This window comes from Dechloromonas sp. CZR5 (assembly GCF_008711155.1).
Taxonomy (GTDB): domain Bacteria; phylum Pseudomonadota; class Gammaproteobacteria; order Burkholderiales; family Rhodocyclaceae; genus Azonexus.
Genome location: NZ_VUYQ01000001.1, coordinates 205907 through 230571 on the forward strand (window position 1 = coordinate 205907; position 24665 = coordinate 230571).

Genomic DNA, 24665 nt, shown 5'->3' on the forward strand with positions numbered 1-24665 from the left:
GAGCCACGAGAATGCCTGTCAATTACGCCACGCCTGCTGTCGATCAACTCTTTCCGGTCCCTGGCGTCCGTCTTGGTGTTGCCGAAGCCGAAATCCGCAAGAAAAACCGCCGCGACCTGACCCTGGTGGCGCTGGATGCCGGCTGCACGGTGGCGGGCGTATTCACGCTGAACCGTTTCTGCGCTGCGCCGGTACAGTTGTGCCGCAAGCATCTCGCCGGCGGCAAGGAAATCCGCGCGCTGGTCATCAATACCGGTATCGCCAATGCCGGCACTGGCGAGCCGGGGCGCCAGACGGCCCAGGCCAGTTGTGCTGCCGTCGGCGAACTGTTGGGTATCGCCGCCGATCAGGTGCTGCCGTTCTCGACTGGCGTCATTCTCGAACCGCTGCCGGTCGATCGCCTGAAGGCCGGCTTGCCGGCCGCCCAGGCCGATCTGAAGGCCGACAACTGGCACGCCGCGGCGCACGCCATCATGACCACCGATACCGTCGCCAAGGCCGCTTCGCGCCGCGTCACCGTCGGCGGCAAGACGATCACGGTGTCCGGCATTTCCAAGGGCGCCGGCATGATCAAGCCGAACATGGCCACCATGCTCGGCTTCCTGGCCACCGACGCCGGTATTGCTCAGCCCCTGCTCGACAAGTTGGTCAGGGAAGCGGCGGATGCCTCGTTCAATTGCATCACGGTCGATGGCGACACCTCGACCAACGACTCCTACGTGATGATCGCTTCCGGGCAGTCCGGCGTCAGTTTTGCTGCGGAAAGCGATGCCGGCTGGGCCGAGGTCAAGGCGGCGATCATTGCCGTCTCCGTCGAACTGGCGCAGGCCATCGTGCGCGATGGCGAGGGCGCTACCAAGTTCATCACCGTCGCGGTGCAAGGCGGCAAGACGATCGAGGAGTGCCGCCAGGTCGGATACGCCATCGGCCATTCGCCGCTGGTCAAGACGGCTTTCTTTGCGTCCGATCCCAACCTCGGTCGCATTCTCGCCGCCGTCGGCTACGCCGGCATCGCCGATCTGGATGTCGATGGCGTCAAGGTCTGGCTCGCCAGTGGCGAAAACAGCGTGCTGGTTGCCGAAAACGGCGGCCGTGCCGCTGCCTACCAGGAAACTGATGGCGCCCGTGTCATGGCCCAGGCAGAGATCACCGTTCGCGTCGACCTCGGCCGCGGTGCCGCTCAGGCCAGCGTCTATACCTGCGATTTCTCGTACGACTACGTCAAGATCAACGCGGACTATCGTTCCTGATCCGCCGGGCGCGGAACGATCCGGCCCGACTGGAGTCAAGCGCATGACCAACATTCGCCGTGACTTGGCCAGGAATACCCTGGCCATCCTGTGCATTCTCGGGCTGATCGGTCTGAGCCTGTGGGTGCTGCGTCCGTTCCTGGCCGCTTCGGTGTGGGCGGCGATGCTGGTGGTTGCCACCTGGCCTCTGTTCGTCAGCCTGGAAGCGCGTCTGGGTAATCGGCGGAGCATCGCTGTGCTGATCATGAGCGTCGGCATGCTGCTCCTGTTGGTGCTGCCCTTGTGGCTGGCACTGGATACCATTCTAGATCACGCCGGGGAGCTGACGGCCGCCGGCAAGTCGGTGGCGAGCAATGGCCTTCCTTTGCCGCCCGACTGGGTCAAGACACTGCCCCTGCTGGGCGAGCGTCTGGCTGCCGCCTGGAGCCAGATGGCTGCCGGAGGCGCGGCCGGTATTGTCGCCAAGGCCACCCCCTATGCGGCCGATGCCGGTAAGTGGGTGCTCGCTCAGGTGGGTGGATTGGGCGGCATGCTGATCCAGTTCCTGCTGGTGGTCACGATCTCGGCCATCCTGTATTCCGGCGGTGAAACGGGGGCGCGCATGGCACGTCGTTTCGGGCGTAGGCTGGCCGGCGAACGGGGCGAGAATTCGATCGTTCTGGCCGGCCAGGCCATTCGCGGTGTGGCACTGGGTGTTGGTGTCACTGCCATCGTGCAGACCTTGCTCGGCGGGCTGGGTCTGGCCGTCGCCGGCGTGCCCTTCACCTCCTTGCTGTCGGCGCTGATGCTGATGCTGTGCATTGCGCAAATCGGTCCCATGCTGGTTCTGCTGCCGGCGGTCGGCTGGATGTATTGGATGGGTGATACCGGCTGGGCGACCTTCCTGCTGGTGTGGAGCCTGATCGTCGGCACCCTGGATAATTTCCTGCGCCCCATGCTCATCAAGCGCGGTGCAGACCTGCCGTTGCTGCTGATTTTCGCCGGTGTTATCGGTGGCATGCTGGGCTTTGGTCTGATCGGTATTTTCGTCGGCCCGGTCGTGCTGGCGGTGACCTGGACGCTGATGTTGGCCTGGATCGAGGATGCGCTGGGCAAGGATGAATCGCCGCCCGAAGCCATTGACGAACCGGCTGCCGTTTCAGAGCCGCCGCAGCCTGATCATCCGGAACCAGCCGCCGGCCAGGGTGGGTAGGTCGTGCTCCAGCGCCAGGCCGGGCGTTGCGACGAGTAAATCCTCGAACACCACATCCAGTCGCGTCGCGACACGACGCAGCAGCGGGTTGAACAGGCGGCGCATCAGTGCCGGCTGCCCACGACGCAGGAATTTGTCGAACACCAGGATGCTGCCGTCGGGCCGCACGACGCGTGCAATCTCGGCAAAGCAATCCGTCGGTTGCGGCACGACGGCCAGAATCAGATGCAATACCGCATGGTCGAAGGCGGCGTCGGCAAATGGCAGGCGCTGGGCATCGCCCTGGACCGGCGCGAAATCGATGTGCCCGGCACGCGGCAGGGCGCGCCGCAGCATGGCGTGGGTCAGGTCGAGTCCGACGTAGCGGTGCTGGGGCGGCAGGTGGGGCAGGTCGAGGCCGGTGCCGACGCCGGCGAGCAGCACACGCCCCGCTTCTGCCGGCAACGCGGCCAGGCTGCGCTGGCGGGCGGTCCGCGTTACCTGGCCGATGGCTGCATCGTAGAACGGCGCGATCAGCGTGTAGCTGTGTTTGAGGCTCAATGCAGGGCGCGTGGAATGGCGAGGACGAATTCGGGAATTTCCGCCTCGAAATGCGTGCCGTCTTCGGCGACCATCTGGTAGCTGCCTTTCATCGTGCCGATCGGGGTCGTCAGCGAGGAGCCGCTGGTGTACTGGTAGCTTTCACCGGGCTGGAGCAGCGGTTGTTGGCCGACCACACCCAGACCTCGCACTTCCTGCACGTGATTGTTGGCGTCGGTGATGATCCAGTGCCGGGAAACTAGTTGGGCCGGCACCTGGCCGACGTTGCGGATGGTGATCGTATAGGCGAAGAGGTAGCGGTCGTTCTCCGGGTCGGACTGATCGGGAATGAACTGCGGCATCGGGTGGACTTCGATTCGGTACTTGTTGTCGGGCATGGGATAATTTCGTTCGTTATTGTTCAGGGACACATCATGTCAGCCAAAGATTACGTCATTGCACCGAGCATTCTGTCCGCCAATTTCGCCAAGCTGGGCGAGGAAGTGGCCAACGTCATCGCCTCGGGGGCCGACTGGATTCACTTTGACGTGATGGACAACCATTATGTTCCCAACTTGACCATCGGTCCTCTGGTTTGCGAAGCCATCCGTCCGTGCACCACGGCGCCGATCGACGTGCACCTGATGGTCAAGCCGGTCGACCGCATCATCCCCGATTTCATCAAGGCCGGGGCCAACATCATCACCTTCCACCCGGAAGCCTCGGACCACATCGACCGCAGCCTGTCGCTGATCCGCGAAGGCGGCTGCCAGGCCGGCCTGGTCTTCAACCCGGCCACGCAGCTCGATCACATGGACTACGTCATGGACAAGCTCGACGTCGTGCTGCTGATGAGCGTGAACCCCGGCTTCGGCGGGCAGAAGTTCATCCCCGGCACGCTGGCCAAGGCCAGGCAGGCCCGTGCCAGGCTGGATGCCTACGAACAACAGACCGGCCGGCGCATCCGCCTGGAGATCGACGGCGGCGTGAACACCGCCAACATCGCCGAAATCGCCCGTGCCGGAGTCGATGCCTTCGTTGCCGGGTCGGCCGTCTATGGGGCCGGCAAGGACAGCGACCCGCACCGCTACGATTCGATCATCGGCGCCCTGCGTGGCGAACTCGGGAAGGTCTGAGCGCATCCTCGCCGCCCATCTCGACAGAATGCCGCTCGCCAATGCGGCTTCCTTCGGTCAATAGTGGCGCGCGGTTGGCGGCAAGCGTCGCAAGTTCAGCGGTCCCAGTAGGGGGTCGGTCCGAAGCGCTTCATCAGGAATTCGATAAAGGCGCGGACTTTTAGCGGCAAATGCCGATTGGGCAGATGAACAGCGTAGATGAAACGCTCGGTTGGTACATAACCGGGCAAAACTTCGACCAGGCGCCCTTCCTGCAGATCCTTACCGACGATGAAGGTCGGTAGCAGGGCCAGCCCCAGGCCGCCGAGTACCGCCTGGGACAAGGCCTCGTCGTCATTGATGCGCAGGGTGCCGGATACCGGAATCGAGACATCTCCGTTATAACCGTTGAGGTGCCACATCCCCTGGGTGTTCATGAAGGTGTAATCCAGACAGTTGTGCAGGACCAGGTCTTCCGGAATGAGCGGAATTCCGCGACGGGCGAGATAGGACGGGCTCGCACAAATCTTGCGGCGGATCGGGGCCAGTTGGCGTGCAACCAGATTCTGGCCCGGCTCGCGAGTGATGCGCAGGGCTATGTCGTATCCCTCGTCTGCAAGGTCGACCAGGCGGTCGCTGATCGTCAGGTCAACGCTGAGGTCGGGATACAGCGCCATGAAGTCGGGCAGGGCCGAGGCCACATGCATGGTGCTGAAGGCGACCGGGGCGCTGATCTTCAGCTGGCCGCGCGGCTCCTGGTGCAGTCGTGAAATCGTTGTGTCCGCCTGGCTGAGCTCTTCCAGTATGCGGTCGCAGTGTTCGAAATAGGCTTCGCCAACGTCGGTCAGGCTCAGGCTGCGGGTGCTCCGGTGCAACAAGCGTACTCCCAGGTCGCTTTCCAGGCGGGTAACGGCTTTGCTGACGCGCGATTTCGAGACGTTGAGACGGCGCGCAGCCTCCGAGAAGCTGTGAACTTTGACTACATGAGCAAAGAAAAGCATGTCGTTGATGTCGTGCATGGGGGGGGCGGATTGTTATAAAAACGGAAACAGTTTTGTTCAAATTCTATGGCTTATCAAGCCCGCTTTCCGGCTTTATGATCCAACTCTCGAAAAACGGCCGGATTGACTTCCTCAAAATAATCCAGAGAAGTCGCTGGGGTGCGGCCTGTTATGCATTGCCCGCGGCCGTTCTTGGCGGTTTCTGTGCAGCCACTGGCGGTAACGCTACTTTCTCCGCTGAGCCGGCAGCCGATTGTTGCTGAACGGCTATCAATGGTGGCCCGCTTTTCTGCGCTTGACGCGGTTGATTGCGCCGATTTTCGACAATTCACCCCGTACGACGAACCAGGGAGCAATGATGCGTTACCAGAGTTTTGATGATTTCATTCAGCAGGTAGCCGTGCGCAATCCGGGGCAGCCGGAGTTCTTGCAGGCGGTGACGGAGGTCATCGAAAGCTTGTGGCCGTACATTGCCCAGCATCCGAAATATGCCGAACACGGCTTGCTTGATCGTCTGCTCGAGCCCGAGCGCATCATCATTTTCCGTGTGTCATGGGTTGATGACAGAGGCGAGGTGCAGGTCAATCGCGGTTACCGCATCCAGCACTCGTCAGCCATTGGTCCCTACAAGGGCGGTATCCGCTTTCATCCCTCGGTCAATCTGTCCATCCTCAAATTCCTCGCTTTCGAGCAGACCTTCAAGAACGCGCTGACCACGCTGCCCATGGGCGGCGGCAAGGGCGGCTCGGATTTCGATCCGAAGGGGCGCAGCCCGGGCGAGGTGATGCGCTTTTGCCAGGCCTTCGTCAGCGAACTGTTCCGGCATGTCGGTGCCAGCACCGACGTGCCGGCCGGCGACATTGGCGTGGGCGGCCGCGAGGTCGGCTTCATGGCCGGAATGTACAAAAAACTGACGAACCGGGCTGACTGCGTGTTCACCGGCAAGGGACTGAGCTTCGGCGGCTCCTTGATCCGTCCGGAGGCAACCGGCTACGGCACCGTCTATTTCGCCGAGGAGATGCTCAAGCAGCAGGGGCGCAGCTTCGACGGCCTGCGCGTCAGCGTTTCGGGTGCCGGCAACGTTGCCCAGTACGCGATCGAAAAGGCGATGGCGATGGGGGCCAAGGTTGTCACGGTGTCCGATTCGAGCGGCACGGTGATCGATGAGAGCGGCTTCACGCCGGAAAAGCTGGCCGAACTGATGGAGGTGAAGAATCGCTGCTACGGCCGTGTCAGCGACTACGCCGAGCGGGTCGGTGCCATCTTCCAGCCGGGCGTTCGACCCTGGCATGTGCCGGTCGATGTCGCTCTGCCCTGCGCCACGCAGAACGAGCTGGACGCTGAGGATGCGAAGACATTGCTCAAGAACGGCGTCATCTGCGTTGCCGAAGGCGCCAACATGCCGTCGACCGCCGATGCGGTGAAGGTGTTCGAGGGTAACGGCGTGCTTTACGCTCCGGGCAAGGCCAGCAATGCCGGCGGCGTGGCGACTTCAGGCCTGGAGATGAGTCAGAACGCCATGCGCCTTTCCTGGCAGCGTGACGAAGTCGACGCCCGTCTGCATGAAATCATGCGCAATATCCATGAAGCCTGCTTGAGCTATGGTCTGACGGCTGGCGGTAAGGTCAGCTATGTCAATGGCGCCAATATCGCCGGCTTTGTCAAAGTCGCCGATGCGATGCTGGCCCAGGGCGTTATTTAAGTAATTCGCCAGGCAGGGAGGGCGGCATGTTCCATGAGTTTCACGACCTGACTAGCGAGTTGAAGGCGAGCGATCGGTATCTTCATGCTCTGTCCGGGAGGCGCGGCATGCTTGATCAGACGATCGGGAGCATGGAGGTTCGCATGGAGCCCGCCGCGTCGGACGAAATCCGGGTCCTCAATAACAAGAAGCGGGCGATCAAGGCTGAGCTCTACTCCTTGCTTTTGCCGATCAGCCTTGCCCGGACCGGTTCCTGAGGTCGCATGGGCAGCTTGCGTGGCAACGCCTCGAGTCCTGCGCACCGGCGCTACGAAAGATATCCGGTCAGCTGCGAAATCGATGGCGAGGTATTTTCCGGCTACTACTGGGTGGCCGGCATGATTCTCGTTGTCTCGACGGCAACGGGTGGTACCAGCCGCCAACTGGCCAACCGGCAACCGGATGATCTGGCAAGGACTCTGTTGCGGGATATGTTGTTGGCCAGTCGGGAGCGCGCCGCTACCCCTCCTCCGGCGCCGTGACCCCGGCAAGGCGGACATCGCCCGCCGCCGAACGATCACCTGCGACCTGTGACCAATGACCGGTGTTTCAGCCGGCCTGTCGATCCCAATAGGGCTCAGCGCCAATATGGGAAAGCATGAAATCAATGAAAACCCGGACCTTGTTGGGCAGGTGGCGCGTCGGCAGATACATGGCGTAGACATGACGCTCAACCGGGATGTACTCGGACAGGACGGCCTGCAGGTCTCCGTTCTGCAGCGCCTTGCCAACAATGAAAGTCGGCAGCAGTCCGACGCCCAGTCCGCCGAGGACGGCCTGCGACAGGGCTTCGTCATCATCGACGTGGAGCGGGCCGTTGATCGGCACGGATATTTCCCCCTCCGGGCCGGTGAAGCGCCATCGCCCGGGTTCGCCGGAGCGCGTGTAATCCAGGCAGTTGTGCTCGACCAGATCGGCAGGCGTCCGGGGAATGCCGCGGCGGCGAAAGTATTCCGGGGTGGCGCATAGCTGGCGCCGAACCGGTGCCAGCGGGCGCGCCACCAGATTCGGAGGCGGGTCGCCGCTGACGTGAATGGCCACGTCAAAGCCTTCCTCTGCCAGGTTAACCCAGCGATCCGTGATGCTGAGGTCGATCTTGAGCTCCGGGTGGCGCGGCAGGAATTCGGCCAGGGCCGGGGCGACGTGCAGGGTGCCAAATGCCACCGAAGCGCTGACGCGCAATATGCCACGCGCTTCGTTACTGAGGCTGCCGACCAGTTTCTCCGCCTCTGTTGCTTCCTCCAGAATGCGGGCGCAGTGCTCGGCCACTGCGGCGCCGATTTCGGTCAGGCTGAGGTGGCGAGTGGTTCGGTTCAGCAAGTGCGCGCCGAGCGATTTTTCCAGCTTGGCTACGGCCTTGCTGATCGATGAACGGGACGTCCCGGCCCGCCTGGCGGCCTCCGAAAAACTGCCGGCCTCGACGACCCGGGCAAAAACCGCCATCAGATTCAAATCAGCCATTGATGTCCGCTTCTCCTATTGGTGCCGTACCTCGATATTGTTTCCAGGTGGGATACATTTTGATGCCGGTTTGATGGCTACCGAGAGCCTCGCTCGAACGGTAGGATGCTATCCCATGAATACCACCGACTTTACAAAAACGCGCACATTGTCCAACGAATCATCGGGGCTCGGGGAGCCCGTGTTGAGCGTGGAAGACTACGCGCGCTTGCGTGAATATGCCATGAACGATGAGCTGGCGGATGAACTGGATCGTGCGATTGTAGTTCAAAGGGAACGGGTTCCTGACGATGTGGTGACCATGAACGCTCGTTGCAGCTATCTGGACGAGCGTTTGGGAACGCAGCGTGAAATCGAACTGGTCTTTCCCGAAGAGGCGGATCCGGCGGCAGGCAAGGTATCGGTGCTGACACCGGTCGGCAGTGCACTGATCGGCTTGAGGGTAGGCCAGGAAATCGCCTGGGATTTTCCCGACGGTTCCGTGCGGCGATTGAAAGTCACCGGCGTCTGCAAAGCTGCCTAGGTTCGCCGGTCGACGACGCTTGTTTTAGTGCGCACTTCTGCTGGCTCAACAGCGGGGCGCTCCTCCATTCATGACCATTCCACGGAGAGTTTGATGGTGCTTTTTATCGAAACCGTTGCGGAAACGCAGAAGACCACGCTGGCAGCTGCTGGCATTTTTGCGGAGAGCTTTCTGGCCGCTACCGAGAGAGTGATGGAACTCCATATCGAGCTGACTCGAACCGCCGTCGAGACATCCGCCGAGATGGCGCAGGAATGCATTGACGTTTGCCTCGTCAGGGAAAATGTGTTCTCCCCGAATTTCCTGCTGCCGTTCGTGAAGGCGCTACAACCCGAATAAGTGCCGGCCGGATTTTGCCGGAGAGGCGGCAAGCCGTTATCCTGAGCGGGTTTCGACCCTGCGTTTGTCGGCTTGCCATGAAATTTTCCCGCATTTTCCTGAACCGTTTGCAGAACCAGGCGAGTACCGACGACACGGTCGTCGTGGTCGACGTCTTGCGGTCGTTTACGACGGCGGCCGTTGCGCTCGATAACGGTGCCGCGGCTGTCTATCCCGTCGAGGGCATTTCGGCGGCGGCCCACCGGATGGCTACGCTGGACAATGCGGTCTCCGTTGGTGCGGTGGGTGGTGGCGACCCGGTTCCCGGTTTCGATTTCGGCAATTCCCCCTGGCAACTGATGCAGGCCGATCTCCGAGGCAAGAATGTGGTGATGACTACGGCGGCCGGTGTTCGCGGCCTCCAGCGCTTCCGGCGGGCGCGCCGGCTGTATGCAGCCAGCCTGGTGTGTGCCCGGGCGACGGCGGAAGCCATCCGAGCCTCGGGGGCGGGTGAGGTCTGCTTCGTGATTACCGGTGAGTGGGTCGATCGTGATGGCGATGAGGACATCGCCTGCGCAGACTACATTGAGGCGCTGTTGCGCGGTGGGCAGCCGGATCCCCAGCCATTTGTCCGGCGCGTGCGAAACTCCGATTTCGGGCTCCGCTTCTCAGCCGGGAACTGGCCCCATTTGCCTCGCGGCGACCTCGAACTGGCTGCGCACGCGGACTTGTTCGATTTCGCCATGCCCGTCGAGTCCGAGGCGGACCAATTGATCATCCGCTAACGACACACTCCAGTGTTCGGCAGGGTCGAGCAGCATTGATTCAATCGGTGATTTGCCCGGCGACTCCCCTCCGGAAGTGTCGGAAATTATTACATTGAGGCATGGCTGAGGCTTTGCGGATTTGTGACAGTTCTGTGTAAACAGATACTTGGTGTGGCGGGCCTGCTTTATGCGTTTAGATGAGTGCATCCACTGCTTTCGGGAGACAAAGATGAACTCGAATACCTGTGCACATCAAACGTTTAAGGCGCTGCTTGGAACGATTGCGCTGGCAGTGTCCGGCCATGCCGCTGCGGTGCCGGTTACCAACTGGGATTTTGAGGTAAACAGCGGATTTACCGCCTACCAGGGTAATGGTGGCGGGGCGCATGGCGGTGTAACGGGCTCGAATCCGAATACCCTTTTGGGTGCTCCTTCGCAGCTCTCCTGGGGCGTGTCGACAGGTTCTGGTCAATCGTCACTGGGGGTTGGCGCAGCGACGAACGGAAAATTTACCGGCTCGCTGGTAACCAATGCGGCAGCGGTGAATACCGTGGAACTCATCCATCAGAACAACCCCATCTTTGCGCCCAGTCTGCAGACGGCGGTTTTGACCGACGTGATATCGCTGAGAAGCACTGCCCCATTCCTGGGCGCCTTCGAAACTCCTGCTGCCTTGTTGTTCTCCATCAATTTCCTGGAGACCGATAACGACGGAAGTTGTGAGGCGGGAGGAAGCGGCGGTAACTGCAACGATATTTTCGTCATCAACGTGGCGGGGGCCGGCTTCAATCCTGCCGACGGTTCTCTGAACCAAACCTTCTGGTATGGCGGAGAGGACTACAACGCTATCCTGCATATCGCAGGCCTGGGCGTGCTGAGCAACTCGGCGTGCGATGCAGTCTTCGGTAACTCGAATCATCGCGGATGCATCGGGTTCACGACGATTGAGGGGCAGAGGAATTCCTTCCAGGTTTCGATGCAAATTACCGACACGCCGTATGTCGTGCCGGAGCCCGGCAGTCTTGCACTGATGGGACTGGGCTTGTTTGGTCTGGGTGCAGTCCGTCGGCGCTGGTCGTTCGGGGCGTAACTCGACGGTTTGGTCTTGAAGCGGGGTGCTGGGATTCAGCTCCCCGCTTCGTCCGTTAACGGCCCTTGTATTCCGGCTTGCGCTTCTGCATGAAAGCATCGATCCCTTCGCCGGCATCCTCGCTCATCATGTTGCATGCCATGACCTCGGCTGCATAGTCGTATGCGTCGCTCAACCCCATTTCCAGCTGCTTGTAGAACATGCCTTTCCCGATGCGGATAGCGACGGCGCTCTTGGCAAGAATGCTGCCAGCCAGGCGTTCGATTTCGGCGTCCAGCGCGTCGGCCGGCACGACGCGATTGATCAGCCCCCGGTTCTTGGCTTCCATGGCATCGATGAAATCACCGGTGAGCAGCATTTCCAAAGCGGCCTTGCGCCCGAGGTTACGCGCCAGACCGACGGCCGGCGTCGAGCAGAAGAGGCCGACGTTGATGCCGGATACCGCAAATTTGGCAACATCGGCGGCTACCGCCAGGTCGCACATGGAGACCAGTTGGCAGCCAGCGGCGGTGGCGATGCCATGGATGCGAGCGATGACGGGTTGCGGCATGCGGGTGATGGTGAGCATCAATTCGCCGCATTGCTTGAACAGCGCCTGCATGGCGGCCTTGCCGGGATTGGCGCGCATTTCCTTGAGGTCGTGTCCGGAGCAGAAGGCCTTGCCCGCGCCGGCGATCACGACGACGCGTACGGATTCGCTGGCGGCGATGGCATCGAGTTCGGCCTGCAGGGCTCCGAGCAGATCCCTGGATAGTGAGTTGAAGGCGTTGGGACGGTTGAGCGTCAGTGTCGTCAGGCCGTCGGCGCGGTCATTGCGCAGGACGAGGGGTTCGTTTTCGTTCATGGCGCGTCTCCTGTTTGTCGTATTGTAAAACGCTAATCTAGCAGAACTTTATTTCCGAGGGATGGCCGTAGTTTCCGGGGTGGGCGTTGTGGCAATACCCTGATTGCATATAATCGATGTGCTTGTTTGAAGTGGTCGATGTCCTTATCGAGGCAAAGGAGGCGAAATGTACGGATGGATCAGAAAAGGCCTGGCGATTCTTGCGCTGCTGGCGGGCGGATGGTGTTCAGGCGCTGCCTGGGCTTTGCCCTATAGCAGCATGGTGGTTTTCGGCGACAGCCTAGCCGACAGCGGCAACAATGCGCTGGCCCTCGGCGGAGCGCAAACATCGGTTCCGCTGGCCGGCCCGTCGATTCCGACCAATCCCTACGCCAACGGCCGCTACAGCAACGGGCCGGTGTGGACGGAGTATCTGGCGGGGAGCCTAGGTTTGTCGGCTACGCCTTCGCTGGCCGGCGGCAGCAATTTCGCCTTCGGCGGCGCGCGTACCGGGACTGCCGGTGTCGGCCAGCCTCCCGGTTTGAGCGATCAGTTGGGCATGTTCCTGCAGGCGACGCAAGGTGTCGCAGCGTCCAATGCCTTGTACGTGATCGAAGGTGGCGGCAACGATGCGCGCGATGTCATGGCGGCCGTGCTGCTGGGGATGGATCCGACGGCGCTGATTTCCGCCTACGCGTCGAATGTCTCGAAGATGATCGGTACGCTCCATGCGGCCGGGGCGGAGCACTTTCTGGTCTGGAATACGCCCGACATCGGCCTGACGCCCTTCTTTCGCAGTCTGGGCCCGGTCGCCGCCGGGGCTGGCAGTTATTATTCGGGCTTGATGAATGCCGCATTGGTGCGGGCGCTGGCGCTGCTGAGTCCGGATGTCACCGACGATCTGCGCCTGTTCGACGTCTATGGTGTCTTGAACCAGATCGTGGCGGCGCCGAACGCCGGCGGGTTCGCCAACGTGGCCGATGCCTGCGGGGCGACGCCGGGGTGCTACAACGATCCGTCGGTTGCCGGGGGCTACCTGTTCTGGGACGGCATTCACCCGACGACGGCTGCGCATGCCGAGATGGCGCGCCGGGCGATGGCGGAATTGCCCGAGCCAGGCAGCATCCTGCTCGTGCTGGTGGGCGGTTTTGCCTTGCTGGCGATGAGACGCCGCGCCGGCTGACGGCTTTATCCGTCGGTATTGCTGAGGACGGTGGTGTGTGTGCACCGATCCCTGCCGCTTCCTCCGGCAGGGTAAAATTGCGGTGATGAATTCCCCGCGCTACGTCCACCTCCGCCTCCATTCCGAATACTCCATTACCGACGGCATCGTCCGCATCGGCGATGCCGTCAAGCGCGCTGCCGGCGACGGTATGCCGGCGCTGGCGCTGACCGATCTCGGCAATCTCTTCGGGCTGGTCAAGATCTACACCGGAGCGCGTGGCAAGGGTGTGAAGCCGATCGCCGGTTCCGATGTATGGATCGCCAACCCGGACGTCCCCGAGGATGCCTGCCGCCTGCTGCTGCTGGTGCGCAACCGCAAGGGCTACCAGCAGCTTTGCGAACTGCTGACCAGGGCCTATCTGGTCGAAGGCCGGCGAGACCGGGCCGAGATTCGCCGCGAGTGGTTTTCCGAAGTCGGTTGCGATGGCCTGATCGCCCTGTCCGGCGCTCATCTCGGCGATGTCGGCGAAGCCCTGCTGAACGGCAATTTTGAAATGGCGGGCGAGCGTGCCAGGGCATGGGAGGCGATCTTTCCCGGCGCCTTTTATCTCGAAGTGCAGCGCTACGGCCAGCCGCAACAGGAGGCCATCGTCCAGCAGACGGCGGATCTGGCGGGGGAGACCGGTATTCCGCTGGTGGCCACGCATCCGGTCCAGTTCATGAACCGTGACGACTTTCAGGCGCACGAGGCGCGGGTCTGCATCGCCGAGGGCTACGTGCTGGGCGACACCCGACGGCCCAAGATCTATACCGAAGAGCAGTACTTCAAGTCGCAGGACGAGATGATTGAGCTCTTTGCCGATCTGCCGGAAGCTCTCGAGAACACGCTGGAAATTGCCCGGCGCTGCAATATCGAAATGACATTGGGCAAGAACTTCCTGCCCAATTTCCCGATTCCGCCGGGCATGACCATTGACGAATTTCTGGTCGATGAAGCGAAGAAGGGCCTGGAGGTCCGCCTTGCCGAGCTGTATCCGGATCCGGAGGTTCGTCGGCAGCGACGCCCCGAATACGACGATCGGCTGGCCTTCGAATGCAACACCATCGTCCAGATGGGCTTCCCCGGCTACTTTCTCATCGTGGCCGACTTCATCAACTGGGGCAAGCAGAACGGCGTGCCGGTCGGGCCGGGCCGGGGTTCGGGTGCCGGTTCGCTGGTCGCCTACAGCCTGCGCATTACCGATATCGATCCGCTCGCCTATGCCCTGCTGTTCGAGCGCTTCCTGAACCCGGAGCGGGTGTCGATGCCCGACTTCGACATCGACTTCTGCCAGGACAACCGCTGGCGCGTCATCGAGTACGTCCGTGAGCATTACGGGGCCGACGCGGTCAGCCAGATCGCCACCTTCGGTACCATGTCGTCGAAGGCGGTGATCCGCGACGTAGGCCGTGTGTTCGGCCTGCCCTACTCGATGTGCGACCGCATTTCCAAGCTGATCCCCATCGTCCAGAACAAGCCGGTGTCGCTGGCCGAGGCGCTGGAGCAGGAGCCGCAGCTCAAGCAGATGATGGAAGGCGACGGCGACGGCGAAACCGTCCGCGAACTGTTCGACCTGGCCGGACGTTTGGAGGATTTGACCCGCAACGTCGGCATGCACGCCGGCGGCGTGCTGATCGCGCCGGGCAAGATCACCGATTTCTGCCCGATCTATCAGGCGACCGGCGCCGATGCCTCGCCGGTATCGCAGTTCGACAAGGACGACGTCGAGAAGGCCGGCCTGGTGAAGTTCGACTTCCTCGGCCTGCGCAACCTGACCATCATCGAGCTGGCGCTCAAGTACATCGAGCGGATGACAGGCGAGAAGCTCGATCTGATGAGCCTGGGCTTCGAAGACCCGGGGGCGTACCAGATCCTGAAGGATGCCAATACGACGGCGATCTTCCAGGTTGAATCGGAAGGCATGAAGAAGCTGCTCAAGAAGCTGGCGCCCGACCGTTTCGAAGACATCATCGCTGTGCTCGCGCTCTATCGCCCCGGCCCGCTCGGCTCCGGGATGGTGGACGACTTCATTCTGCGGAAAAAAGGCCAGCAGAAGATCGACTATTTCCACCCCGACCTCACCGCCTGCCTGTCGCCGACCTACGGCGTCATTGTGTATCAGGAACAGGTGATGCAGATCTCGCAGATCATCGGCGGCTACACGCTGGGCGGTGCCGACATGCTGCGCCGGGCGATGGGCAAGAAGAAGCCCGAGGAAATGGCCAAGCACCGCGAGACCATCGCCGCCGGCGCCAAGGAGCGCGGCTACGATCCGGTGCTCGCCGAGCAGCTGTTCGACCTGATGACCAAGTTCGCGGAGTATGGCTTCAACAAGTCGCACACCGCCGCCTACGCCGTCGTCACCTACCACACGGCCTGGCTCAAGCGTTACCACTGCGCGGCCTTCATGGCGGCGACCCTGTCGTCCGACATGGATAACACCGATACGGTGAAGATCTTCTACGAAGACACCATCGCCAACAAGGTGAAGATGCTCGGGCCGGACGTCAATGCCTCGCCCTACCGTTTCGAGCCGGTTGACCGCGAAACCATCCGCTACGGCCTGGGGGCGGTCAAGGGTACCGGCGAGCAGGCGGTGACTGTCATCCTCCGGGCGCGCCAGGAGGGCGGGCCGTTCAAGGATTTGTTCGATTTTTGCCAGCGCTGCGACAAGCGCATGGTCAACCGGCGCACCATCGAGGCGCTGATCCGTGCCGGGGCGTTCGATTCGATCGCACCGCAGACGGCCGACGAGGCCCCCGGGCCCGATCGCGCCAAGTTGCTGGCGACTGTTGGCGTGGCCATGGATTTCGCCGAGCAGGCCGAGCGCAACGCCATGCAGACCAGCCTGTTCGATATCGCCGATGTAGCCGACGAACACGCGCCGGAATACGTCCCTGTCCGCCCGTGGGACGAAAAGACCCGGCTGATGGAGGAGAAGACGGCGCTCGGCTTCTTCTTCTCCGGTCATCCCTACAACACCAGCAAGAAAGAGTTGTCGCGCTTCATCCGCCGGCCGCTCAGCCGCCTCGAGCCGGCCAAGGAATTCACCCACATTGCCGGCATCGTCGTGGGCATCCGCACCCAGATGACCCGGCGCGGCAAGATGCTGTTCGTCCAGCTCGACGACGGCACCGCCATGGTCGAGGTGTCGGTGTTCAACGAACTGTTCGAGGCGGAACGCGACAAGATCGTTACCGACGAGATTCTGGTTATCGAAGGCAAGGTGCGCTACGACGAATTTTCAGGCGGCAACGCCGTGGTCGCCGAAAGGCTGATGACCCTGGGCGAGGCGCGCGCCCGTTTCGCCAAGCACCTCCTGCTCAGGATGAACGGGAATTCCGATGTCGGCAAACTGAAATCCTTGCTGTCACCCTTCGCGCCGGGGCCGGCAGCGGTACGCATCCGCTATCGCAACGAGCTTGCCGAATGCGAGATGGTGCTCGGCGAGTCGGCCCGCGTCCGTCTCGACGATGCGCTGCTTGATGCCTTGGGCGGCTGGCTGCAGCCGGAAAACGTGGAGATCGTCTATCAATGATCACGCTGATCGATCGTTCGCTGATGTCCGACCTGGAGGTCGCCGCCCGGCAATCGCCGCGTCGGCGCGTCCACCGCAATTTCCATCCCGATAACGATTATCCGGCGCATCGCTTGCTGATCGCCATGGAGCCGGAATCCTATGTTCCGCCGCATCGTCATCTCAGCCCGACCAAGGATGAAACCTTGCTGATCCTGCGTGGCAGCCTGGGCGTGGTATTTTTCGACGCCCTTGGCAAGCCGGAGCGCAGTTTTGTGCTACAGGCGGGCGGCGAGCGGCTCGGGGTCGATATTCCACATGGCGTCTATCACACGGTGGTCGCCCTGGCGCCGGGAACCGTCTTTTTCGAGGCCAAGGCCGGACCCTACGTGCCGGTGTCCGCCGAGGAGCGGGCATCATGGGCGCCGCAGGAAGGCGAGGCCGGCGTGCCTGCCTATCTGGCAGGCCTGTACGAATGCTGCGGCGGGATCGGCAACGCCGGCCTGAGCGACTGAGCGAGGGCTGGCGGCCAAGCGCCCGGAAGCGCCTGGCCGTTGCCTGTTTTTACCGGATTACTTGACCAGATCCGTCTTGAAGCCGATACGTACGCCGCCCCAGTGGCGCCCCTCGATCATGATCGGCATCGACAGATCATTGAGGATTTCGCCCGTATCGCGGACATAGGTCTGGAACAGCGAACTCTTCTGGTTCTTGGCCAGCTTGATGCCAACCGGATCGTTGAAGATGCGCTTGTGGCGGCACTTGAGCAGGTCGACCGCCGGGTCGCCCGACGGGGCGTTGGAGAAGACGCCGTTGTGTGCCGGGGCGTAGCCATTGGTGTCGACGGACAATGCATAGGTCAGGCCGGGTACGTCGCGCAGCAGGTCGTCGTACAGCCGGGTCAGTTCGCTGTCGCATTGAGCGTCATACGAAGTGGTGTAGCGCTTGGGGTTTGAACCGGCGATTTCCTTGTACGCCTGATCGAAGATATTGACGCCCCGGTCGGCCAGCTTTTGCAGGATGCCGGCCACATCGTCACGGAAGCGCGCACACTTGTCGTGCAGCGTGTCGAACATGTTGTTCCCGGTGCGGAAGTCGGCGAGCGTGCATTGCAGGTCTTCGGTCGACTCGCGCAGCGTTTTGGCCGATGCGATGCATTGTTTCATGCGGCCCGAAATATCGCGGGAGTGGTCGCGGATTTCCTCGACCTCGCTGTGGATGGCCTGGTTGCTCTCGCGCAGGTTGTAGATGGCGCTCGAGATGCTTGCCAGTTGCCCGGTCGTCAGCTTGAAGTCGCCGACCATGGTCGTCAGATCGTTCGCCGAGGTCTCGATGTAGCCGTTGGCCTTGGTGACTTCCCCGACGATGGTCTGCGTCTTGTCCGAGGTGTCGGCAACCAGGTTGATCATCGATTGCGTGTTCTGCCCGATGACCTGGGTGGCGGTCTTGACCTTTTCGGCAAGCTTGCGCACCTCGTCGGCAACCACCGCGAAGCCCCGTCCCGCCTCGCCGGCCCGGGCCGCTTCGATGGCAGCGTTGAGCGCGAGCAGGTTGGTCTGGTCGGAAATGTCGTTGATCAGCGAGACGATCTCGTTGATCTTCATCGAGCTGGTATGCAGTTCGGTAACCGTCGAGGAGAAGTGCTCGATGTGGGCGTTGGTCGAGCGCATGGTCGAGGCAACGGTTTCCATCTGCTCCAGCGAACGTTGGGCGAGATCGAGATTGTTCCGGGTCGATGCCTGGATGGCATCGGAATTCATGGCTACTTCGGCAACGGCCAGATTGACGCTGTTGCTCGATTCGAAGACGTTGGCGGCAAGCGTTTCCTGGCGTCGCACGGCCTCATCGGTCTGCTGCACCAGCTGGTTCATGCGCGCTGCGTCGGCGGCGATGCTCACGCTGCGTTCGCGGGCGTGTGAAATCAGCGAACGGACACGAGAGAAGAGGCGGTTGATGTTGGCGGATATTCTTCCCGCCGCGTCGCTCCCTGAAGAGCCGACCGAATGCGACAGGTCGGCCTGGCCTTCGGCGATCGCCGCGATATCCCGATCTACCTTGTCGAGTGACGCGTTGCGTCCAAAGAATCCCATTGAGTATCTCCTCCTTGTATGTTTTTTTCGGCTGCCGGGATGGGGCAAAGCCAGCCAGATCATACGCTTTCGACAGGGGGCTTGCCATACTGTTGCATGAATCTGAAGCTTGCTGCTGCGAGCAAGAACAAGATGCAGTGGTCATTGGGGGGGCATCCTGTGCGCGCCCGGTCGACCGGATTTTCGAGGCGCTCGGATGACTATCTGGCGAACTTCGGTTCAATTTTGATGGCAGACGCACGCCTCGCCATGTGCAGCGGCCACAAGGTCATGCAGGATGCCGCATTCCGACGCGTTATGCGGTCCCGTGCACTGCCCGCGCAAGGCCACTAATTGACGTTCCAGGGCATGCATGCTGGCGAGGCGCGCCCGTACCCTGGCCAGTTGGGCGTCAATGAGATGATCGATTTCACCACAGTCCGATTGCGGGCTATCGATGAAGCTCAATAGACGCTGCACCGCAGCCAAAGGAATGTCCAGCGCCCGGCAGTGGCGAATGAAGGCAAGGCGCTCCAGATGCGACTGGTTGTAGCTGCGGTAGCCATTGTCGCTGCGAGCGGGAGCGCTCAGTAACTGCGCTTTCTCGTAGTAGCGAATCGTTTCGATATCCACCCCGGTGGCCTTTGAAAGTTCGCCAATCCGCATCGCATGCTCCTTTATGAAAAAAACCGGTTTTTCCGCTTGACCCTGTAGTGACTCCAGGGATTCTAATAAGTGCATCTGAATTGGCAACTTGCTACAGGAGATTGCAGATGTCCTCCCTACCCGAAAGCAAAAATTCGAATGTCCATCCCGGTGAACGCCGTGGCGGCTGCGATGCCGCCTGCCGGAGCCACGTGGAGGCATCGGGTCAATCAGGCGTGCAGAAAACCACGGCCGGGGAACTTCTGTTACGGATTCCGGCCATGGATTGCCCGACGGAAGAGGGAGAAATTCGCCGTGCGCTGGAGCCGATATCCGGTATCCGTCGCCTCTCGTTTGACCTGGCGGGGCGGACATTGAGTGTGGACGCCCCTCCTGATGCCTGGTCCGGCATCGAGGCCGCCATCAAGCAGGTTGGCTTCGATTCGGAGCGCCTAGCCGAGCCGCCAGACGTCGATACCACGGCACCGAACCGGAACGCGTTTCTTCAACCCATGGTTGCGCTTTTGGTGGCGATCGTTGCCGAGGCGGTTGCCTATGCGGCACCGGAAATCCTGGCCTGGAAACTGGCGGGCATGGCGATCGCGGGGCTCGCCATCGCCTTGTCGGGGCTTGCGGTCTTCAAGAAGGGCCTGGCGGCCATTCTGCGCGGACAGTTGAACATCAACGCCCTGATGTCGGTCGCCGTGACGGGGGCCTTCGTGATCGGCCAATGGCCGGAAGCCGCGATGGTGATGTCCCTCTATTCGATCGCCGAACTCATCGAGGCCCGTGCCGTAGACCGCGCCCGCAATGCCATCAGGAACCTCCTTGAACTTTCTCCCCAGCAAGCGGAGGTGCGTCAATCAAATGGCGCATGGCTGTCCGTTCCGGCCAAGGACATTCAGGTTGGACAGATCGTCCGCGTGCGTCCCGGCGAGCGCTTTGCACTGGACGGCAAAGTCACCGCCGGCAACAGCGCCGTCGACCAGTCCCCGGTGACCGGCGAAAGCATGCCCGTTGAGAAAGAACCGGGTGACGACGTGTTTGCCGGCACCATCAACCAAAGCGGCGCGCTGGAATTCGAGGTAACGGCACCGGCCGGCGATACCGTCCTCGCTCGCATCATTCATGCAGTCGAGGAGGCGCAAGGTTCGCGGGCGCCGACACAGCGTTTCGTCGACCGCTTTGCGGCGATCTACACGCCGGGTGTCTTCATCCTGGCTCTCGGCATTGCCTTGGTCGGGCCGTTGGTGCTGGGGTGGCCCTGGATGGCCAGCTTCTACAAGGCATTGGTCATGCTGGTCATCGCCTGTCCGTGCGCCCTGGTGATTTCGACGCCGGTCACGGTGGTCAGTGGCCTGGCTGCCGCCGCGCGGCGCGGCATCCTGATCAAGGGAGGGGCCTACCTCGAGGAGGCTCGCAAGTTGAAGGCCGTCGCATTGGACAAGACCGGCACGGTGACCGAAGGGCGCCCCAAGCTGGTCGCCCAGCTCATCCTTGGCAAAGGACGTCCTGAACTCGACGTCTTGCACATTGCTTTTGCCTTGGCCGGGCGTTCGGATCATCCTGTCTCCAAGGCGGTCGCCACGGGCCTCGCATTGCTCGAACAGCCGGAGGTGCAGGACTTCGGCGCGGAACCCGGACGGGGCGTCCATGGAACGATTTCCGGCCACGACTATGTGTTGGGGAATCACCGCTGGATTCACGAGCGAGGTCAATGCTCCCCTGAGCTGGAAGCCCTTCTGGTCGAACATGAGCGCCAGGGGCGCACCGTTGCCATCCTGGCCGACCAGAAAGCTGTCCTGGCCATTTTTGCGGTAGCCGATACCATCAAGGCGAGTTCTCAGGAGGCCATCGGTGAGATGCGGCATCTCGGCGTAACTCCGGTTATGCTGACCGGCGACAATCCCGACACCGCCGCCAGCATCGCCGCCCTTGCCGGGATTCAGGATGTTCGCGCCAACCTGTTGCCGCAAGAAAAACTGGACGCCATCCGCGCGTTGGCCGGCGCCGGTCATCCGGTGGCCATGGTGGGGGATGGCATCAACGATGCACCGGCCCTCGCCACGGCGGATATCGGCTTTGCCATGGGCAGCGCCGGTACCCATACCGCCATGGAGGCCGCCGATGTGGTCATCATGAACGACGACCTGCGGCGGGTACCGGAAACCATCCGGTTGTCCCGGCAAACGCATGCCGTGCTCTGGCAGAACATCTCGCTGGCGCTGGGCATCAAGTTTGTCTTCCTGCTGCTGGCCATCTTCGACAGCGCCACGATGTGGATGGCGGTTTTCGCCGACATGGGAGCCAGCTTGCTGGTGGTGTTCAACGGGCTGCGGCTTCTGCGAGTCCGCAAGTAGAACCAGGCTTGCCGTACGGTTCGTTTCTACGGCATAGCCATGCCACGCCAAAAGAAAAAGCCCGGGCGCAACCCGGGCCTTTGGTGATGGTGCCGCCTGAGCGGGATCAGCCGATGCGTTGGCGGGCCGCAATGCGGCCAAGCAGGAAACCCTTTATTTCGTGGAAGGGAATCGGCTTGCCGAAGATGGTGATGTCGGCCGGCAGGCCGCGCTTGACGACTTCTTCGCGGTCGATGGCGCTGACCACGATGATGTCCATGCGGGCGAGGTCCGGATTGGCGCGCAGGCGGCGGATCATTTCGAAACCGTCCATGCCCGGCATCATCAGGTCGGCGATCAGGATGTCGGGAACGCGCTGTCCAACCTGCAGCAGGCCGTCGAAGCCGTTGGCGACGATGCGCAGCTTGATGGGCAGGCCCCAGCTGTCGATGGTCATTTGATAGAGCATCTGCAGGGTCTGGTCGTCCTCGGCAACGAGGATGTCGAGTTGACCGCTGCTTTCCTGGGCGCTTGGCGTCAGGTTGCGGCGACGGGCGAGCAGGGCTTCAACCGAGGCGACCGGAATCCGGCGGTGGCCGCCAGCCGTCTTCCACGCTTCAAGTGCACCGCTTTCCACCATGTTCTGAACGGTCCCAAGGGAAACGCCCAAGCGCAGGGCTGCTTGCCGGGTACTGAGGTATTCGGATTCCGCCATGATCAGAGTGTCTTCTATGAAATTGCAAATTCAGCAAATTCTATCCTGATATTGGAGAAAACTTCAACGAAAAAAAACCTCGGGCAAAAAAGTCCGAGGTTTTATAGATCAGCGCCTTAAATTCAGGCGCGACGCGAATGGCTTACAGTTTCTTGGCATTCTTGGCCAAGTAGGCGGCAACCCCTTCCGTCGAGGCAACCATGCCCGGCTTGCCCTTGTTCCAGCCAGCCGGACAGACTTCACCGTGCTCCTCGAAGAACTGCAGGGCGTCGACCATGCGCAGCATTTCGTCGATGTTGCGGCCGAGCGGCAGCATGTTGACGACCTGGTGCATGACGACACCGTTCTTGTCGATCAGGAAGGAACCGCGCAGGGCAACGCCGGCGGCTTCCAGTTCGACGTCGTAGGCACGGCAGATTTCGTGCTTGATGTCGGCAACCAGCGGGTAGCCGACCTGGCCGATGCCGCCTTCCTTGACGGCGGTGTTCTTCCATGCCAGATGGGTGAATTGCGAGTCGATGGAGACGCCGATGACTTCGACGCCGCGTTGCTTGAATTCTTCCAGGCGATGATCGAAGGCGATCAGTTCCGACGGGCAGACGAAGGTGAAGTCCAGCGGATAGAAAAACAGGACGACCGGCTTGCCCTTGAACTGGGAGAGCTTCAGTTCCTTGATTTCATTGTTGCCATAGACTGCGGTTGCGGTGAAATCGGGGGCTTGCTTGCCAACGAGAACGGCCATGGGGGAACTCCTTATCGTGTTTGGTTTCGGGGTTGGGGTAAATAATCAATTTAGCGAAGCGGGGATGCCATGTCAAACCGATGAAACGGGAAATCAGTACTTTCTGCTTGCCAGTGATGTCGTGCTCGCTGGCATAATCCTTTCATGAAAATAACGAATGCCGAGCAGGCTGGCGGAGGGGCCGGACCATGCTGAAGGTGCTGGTTTTCCTGCCGGTGGCGGGGGCGACCGTGCTGGCTGTCATGCCGGCCCGCCGCGCCTTGCCCATGTGGCAGGCGGCCATGGTATTCGCGCTGGCAGCGCTCGGTTATGCGTTGTGGCTGGCGACCCGCTTCGACCCGGCCGGGGCGGCGGTGCAAATGTTCGAAAGCCGGGCCTGGAACGTCCGGCTGGGTTCGTATTTCGCCCTGGGCGTCGATGGCATCTCGCTGGCCATGGTGTTGCTCGCCGCCCTGCTTTCCTTGATCGCCGTGCTCGTCTCGCGGCGCATGGAGGAGGGGGCGCGGCTCTATTTCGTGCTGGTGCTGCTGCTCGAATCGGCAATGTTCGGGGTGTTCACGGCGCGCGACTGGTCGCTGTTTTACGTCTTCTGGGAAGCGACGCTGATCCCGCTGTTCTTCCTGATCGACCGCCTGGGCGGTCCGAACCGGCAACGTGCCGCGCTCAACTTCTTTCTATATACGCTGGGCGGCTCGGTGTTCATGCTGGTGGCCTTGCTTTTCCTTTACGACGCAGCGCCGGGCCACAGCTTCGCGATGGCCGACATGGCAGCCGGTGGGCGCGGCTTGCCGCTGAATACCCAGCTGTTGATCTTTGCCGGCCTGTTCATCGGGTTCGGCGTCAAGATGCCGGTCTTCCCGTTGCACGGCTGGCTGCCGCTGGCCCACGTCGAGGCGCCCAGCCCGGTGTCCATCCTGCTCTCAGGCGTGCTGCTCAAGATGGGGGCCTACGGGCTGATCCGCGCCGCCGACACGCTGCCCGCCGCGCTGCTGGCGACGCAGGACTGGCTGGCCATCCTCGCCTTCGTCAGCCTGCTCTACGGTGGCATCCTGGCCTGGCGGCAGCAGGATCTGAAGGCGATGGTCGCCTATTCGTCCATTTCGCACATGGGCGTCGTGCTGCTCGGCATCGCCACCCTCAACGTCACCGGCCTGACCGGCGCGGTGGTGCAGATGGTGGCGCATGGCCTGACGGCCGGCACCCTGTTCCTGATTGTCGGCCTGCTCTATCAGCGCACGCACAGTCGCGACCTGGCCGACTATGGCTCGCTGCTCGGCCGGGCGCCGCGCTTCGCCTTCTTCGTTGCTTTCGGCCTGCTCGCCGCCATCGGCCTGCCGGGCAGCGCCGGTTTCATCGCCGAACTGCATGCGTTGGTCGCCGGCTACACCCGCTGGGGCGGCTGGGTGATTCTCCTCGGGCTGGCCATGCTGGTCGGCGCTGCTTACAGTCTGCGCGTCATCGGTCGCCTGTGCCTGAAAGGCGAGGGCATGGAACTGGCGGACATGACACGCACGGAAACCTTCGCCGCGGGTTTGCTGCTTGCCTGCATCGTGACCATCGGCCTGTGGCCGGCACCCTTGCTCGAGCTGGTGGCGGGCAGCGTGGGCCTGGTGGCCGGACGCTTCGGGGCGTGA

At 62.0% G+C, this 24665-nt stretch carries 24 protein-coding genes; 15 read left to right on the forward strand and 9 right to left on the reverse strand.

Going from position 1 to position 24665, the window contains the following annotated elements; all coding sequences use genetic code 11:
* Window positions 1-11 precede the first annotated feature (11 nt).
* Together argJ and ydiK are read left to right on the forward strand one after the other, a co-directional pair.
* Window positions 12-1250 (forward strand): bifunctional glutamate N-acetyltransferase/amino-acid acetyltransferase ArgJ, encoded by a 1239-nt coding sequence (gene argJ / locus F1002_RS00980; protein ID WP_150427166.1) that lies wholly within the window; start codon window positions 12-14, stop codon window positions 1248-1250.
* Window positions 1251-1293: 43 nt separating this feature from the next.
* Entirely contained in the window at window positions 1294-2442 is a 1149-nt protein-coding gene (gene ydiK / locus F1002_RS00985) for an AI-2E family transporter YdiK (RefSeq protein WP_150427167.1), read from the forward strand.
* Here ydiK and F1002_RS00990 read toward each other — a convergent pair.
* Window positions 2389-2982, reverse strand: coding sequence for a class I SAM-dependent methyltransferase (locus tag F1002_RS00990; protein ID WP_150427168.1), 594 nt, complete (start codon window positions 2980-2982; stop codon window positions 2389-2391). The two genes, ydiK and F1002_RS00990, sit on opposite strands and share 54 nt — an antisense overlap.
* Entirely contained in the window at window positions 2979-3359 is a 381-nt protein-coding gene (apaG, locus tag F1002_RS00995; protein ID WP_150427169.1) for a Co2+/Mg2+ efflux protein ApaG, read from the reverse strand. The genes F1002_RS00990 and apaG overlap by 4 nt, the downstream gene beginning before the upstream one ends.
* Before the next feature lie 36 nt (window positions 3360-3395).
* Between apaG and rpe the strand changes: the two genes are divergently transcribed.
* On the forward strand, window positions 3396-4097 hold the full coding sequence (gene rpe / locus F1002_RS01000) for a ribulose-phosphate 3-epimerase (RefSeq protein WP_150427170.1): 702 nt from the start codon (window positions 3396-3398) through the stop codon (window positions 4095-4097).
* Window positions 4098-4192: 95 nt separating this feature from the next.
* On the opposite strand, the gene F1002_RS01005 is transcribed toward rpe, so the two are convergent.
* Window positions 4193-5095, reverse strand: coding sequence for a LysR family transcriptional regulator (locus F1002_RS01005; protein WP_150427171.1), 903 nt, complete (start codon window positions 5093-5095; stop codon window positions 4193-4195).
* A gap of 340 nt (window positions 5096-5435) precedes the next feature.
* Here F1002_RS01005 and gdhA point away from each other — a divergent pair, with 340 nt between their 5' ends.
* The 3 genes from gdhA to F1002_RS01015 all read left to right on the forward strand — a co-directional run bounded on the left by gdhA (window position 5436) and on the right by F1002_RS01015 (window position 7300).
* The gene (gdhA, locus tag F1002_RS01010; RefSeq protein WP_150427911.1) at window positions 5436-6779 is read left to right on the forward strand and encodes an NADP-specific glutamate dehydrogenase; all 1344 of its coding nucleotides are present in this window, start codon (window positions 5436-5438) and stop codon (window positions 6777-6779) included.
* Window positions 6780-6886: 107 nt separating this feature from the next.
* On the forward strand, window positions 6887-7036 hold the full coding sequence (locus F1002_RS20905) for a hypothetical protein (protein ID WP_191090266.1): 150 nt from the start codon (window positions 6887-6889) through the stop codon (window positions 7034-7036).
* A gap of 6 nt (window positions 7037-7042) precedes the next feature.
* Window positions 7043-7300, forward strand: a complete 258-nt coding sequence (locus F1002_RS01015; RefSeq protein WP_150427172.1) for a hypothetical protein — start codon at window positions 7043-7045, stop codon at window positions 7298-7300.
* A gap of 67 nt (window positions 7301-7367) precedes the next feature.
* Here F1002_RS01015 and F1002_RS01020 read toward each other — a convergent pair whose 3' ends face one another.
* Window positions 7368-8279, reverse strand: a complete 912-nt coding sequence (locus F1002_RS01020; protein ID WP_150427173.1) for a LysR family transcriptional regulator — start codon at window positions 8277-8279, stop codon at window positions 7368-7370.
* A 115-nt stretch (window positions 8280-8394) separates the two neighbouring features.
* Between F1002_RS01020 and rnk the strand changes: the two genes are divergently transcribed.
* The 4 genes from rnk (at window position 8395) to F1002_RS01040 (ending at window position 10977) form a co-directional block, all read left to right on the forward strand.
* A complete protein-coding gene (gene rnk / locus F1002_RS01025; RefSeq protein WP_191090267.1) occupies window positions 8395-8802 on the forward strand; it encodes a nucleoside diphosphate kinase regulator in 408 nt (135 codons plus the stop codon).
* Window positions 8803-8895: 93 nt separating this feature from the next.
* Window positions 8896-9141, forward strand: a complete 246-nt coding sequence (locus tag F1002_RS01030) for a hypothetical protein (RefSeq protein WP_150427174.1) — start codon at window positions 8896-8898, stop codon at window positions 9139-9141.
* A gap of 77 nt (window positions 9142-9218) precedes the next feature.
* Window positions 9219-9905: a 2-phosphosulfolactate phosphatase gene (locus tag F1002_RS01035; protein WP_150427175.1), complete on the forward strand. Its 687-nt coding sequence runs from the start codon at window positions 9219-9221 to the stop codon at window positions 9903-9905.
* 211 nt (window positions 9906-10116) lie between these two features.
* Window positions 10117-10977 carry a THxN family PEP-CTERM protein gene (locus tag F1002_RS01040; protein WP_191090268.1) on the forward strand — a complete coding sequence of 287 codons (861 nt, stop codon included), beginning with the start codon at window positions 10117-10119 and terminating at the stop codon, window positions 10975-10977.
* Between the two features lie 55 nt (window positions 10978-11032).
* Here the strand turns inward: F1002_RS01040 and F1002_RS01045 are convergent, their stop codons facing one another.
* Entirely contained in the window at window positions 11033-11821 is a 789-nt protein-coding gene (locus F1002_RS01045) for an enoyl-CoA hydratase (protein WP_150427177.1), read from the reverse strand.
* Between the two features lie 166 nt (window positions 11822-11987).
* Here F1002_RS01045 and F1002_RS01050 point away from each other — a divergent pair, with 166 nt between their 5' ends.
* From F1002_RS01050 to F1002_RS01060, 3 genes are all read left to right on the forward strand, one after another.
* A complete protein-coding gene (locus tag F1002_RS01050) occupies window positions 11988-12983 on the forward strand; it encodes an SGNH/GDSL hydrolase family protein (RefSeq protein ID WP_150427178.1) in 996 nt (331 codons plus the stop codon).
* Between the two features lie 85 nt (window positions 12984-13068).
* The gene (dnaE, locus tag F1002_RS01055; RefSeq protein ID WP_191090269.1) at window positions 13069-16542 is read left to right on the forward strand and encodes a DNA polymerase III subunit alpha; all 3474 of its coding nucleotides are present in this window, start codon (window positions 13069-13071) and stop codon (window positions 16540-16542) included.
* Window positions 16539-17036 (forward strand): WbuC family cupin fold metalloprotein, encoded by a 498-nt coding sequence (locus tag F1002_RS01060; RefSeq protein WP_150427179.1) that lies wholly within the window; start codon window positions 16539-16541, stop codon window positions 17034-17036. Before dnaE ends, F1002_RS01060 begins: the two co-directional genes overlap by 4 nt.
* A gap of 57 nt (window positions 17037-17093) precedes the next feature.
* Here the strand turns inward: F1002_RS01060 and F1002_RS01065 are convergent, their stop codons facing one another.
* Together F1002_RS01065 and cadR are read right to left on the reverse strand one after the other, a co-directional pair.
* Window positions 17094-18611 (reverse strand): methyl-accepting chemotaxis protein, encoded by a 1518-nt coding sequence (locus F1002_RS01065; protein ID WP_191090270.1) that lies wholly within the window; start codon window positions 18609-18611, stop codon window positions 17094-17096.
* Window positions 18612-18830: 219 nt separating this feature from the next.
* Window positions 18831-19256: a Cd(II)/Pb(II)-responsive transcriptional regulator gene (gene cadR / locus F1002_RS01070; RefSeq protein ID WP_150427181.1), complete on the reverse strand. Its 426-nt coding sequence runs from the start codon at window positions 19254-19256 to the stop codon at window positions 18831-18833.
* A 107-nt stretch (window positions 19257-19363) separates the two neighbouring features.
* Here cadR and F1002_RS01075 point away from each other — a divergent pair, with 107 nt between their 5' ends.
* On the forward strand, window positions 19364-21595 hold the full coding sequence (locus F1002_RS01075) for a cation-translocating P-type ATPase (RefSeq protein ID WP_223879411.1): 2232 nt from the start codon (window positions 19364-19366) through the stop codon (window positions 21593-21595).
* Between the two features lie 106 nt (window positions 21596-21701).
* On the opposite strand, the gene F1002_RS01080 is transcribed toward F1002_RS01075, so the two are convergent.
* A complete protein-coding gene (locus tag F1002_RS01080; protein ID WP_150427182.1) occupies window positions 21702-22289 on the reverse strand; it encodes a response regulator in 588 nt (195 codons plus the stop codon).
* 142 nt (window positions 22290-22431) lie between these two features.
* Window positions 22432-23031, reverse strand: a complete 600-nt coding sequence (locus F1002_RS01085; RefSeq protein ID WP_150427183.1) for a peroxiredoxin — start codon at window positions 23029-23031, stop codon at window positions 22432-22434.
* A 188-nt stretch (window positions 23032-23219) separates the two neighbouring features.
* Between F1002_RS01085 and F1002_RS01090 the strand changes: the two genes are divergently transcribed.
* The gene (locus tag F1002_RS01090) at window positions 23220-24665 is read left to right on the forward strand and encodes a NuoM family protein (RefSeq protein WP_150427184.1); all 1446 of its coding nucleotides are present in this window, start codon (window positions 23220-23222) and stop codon (window positions 24663-24665) included.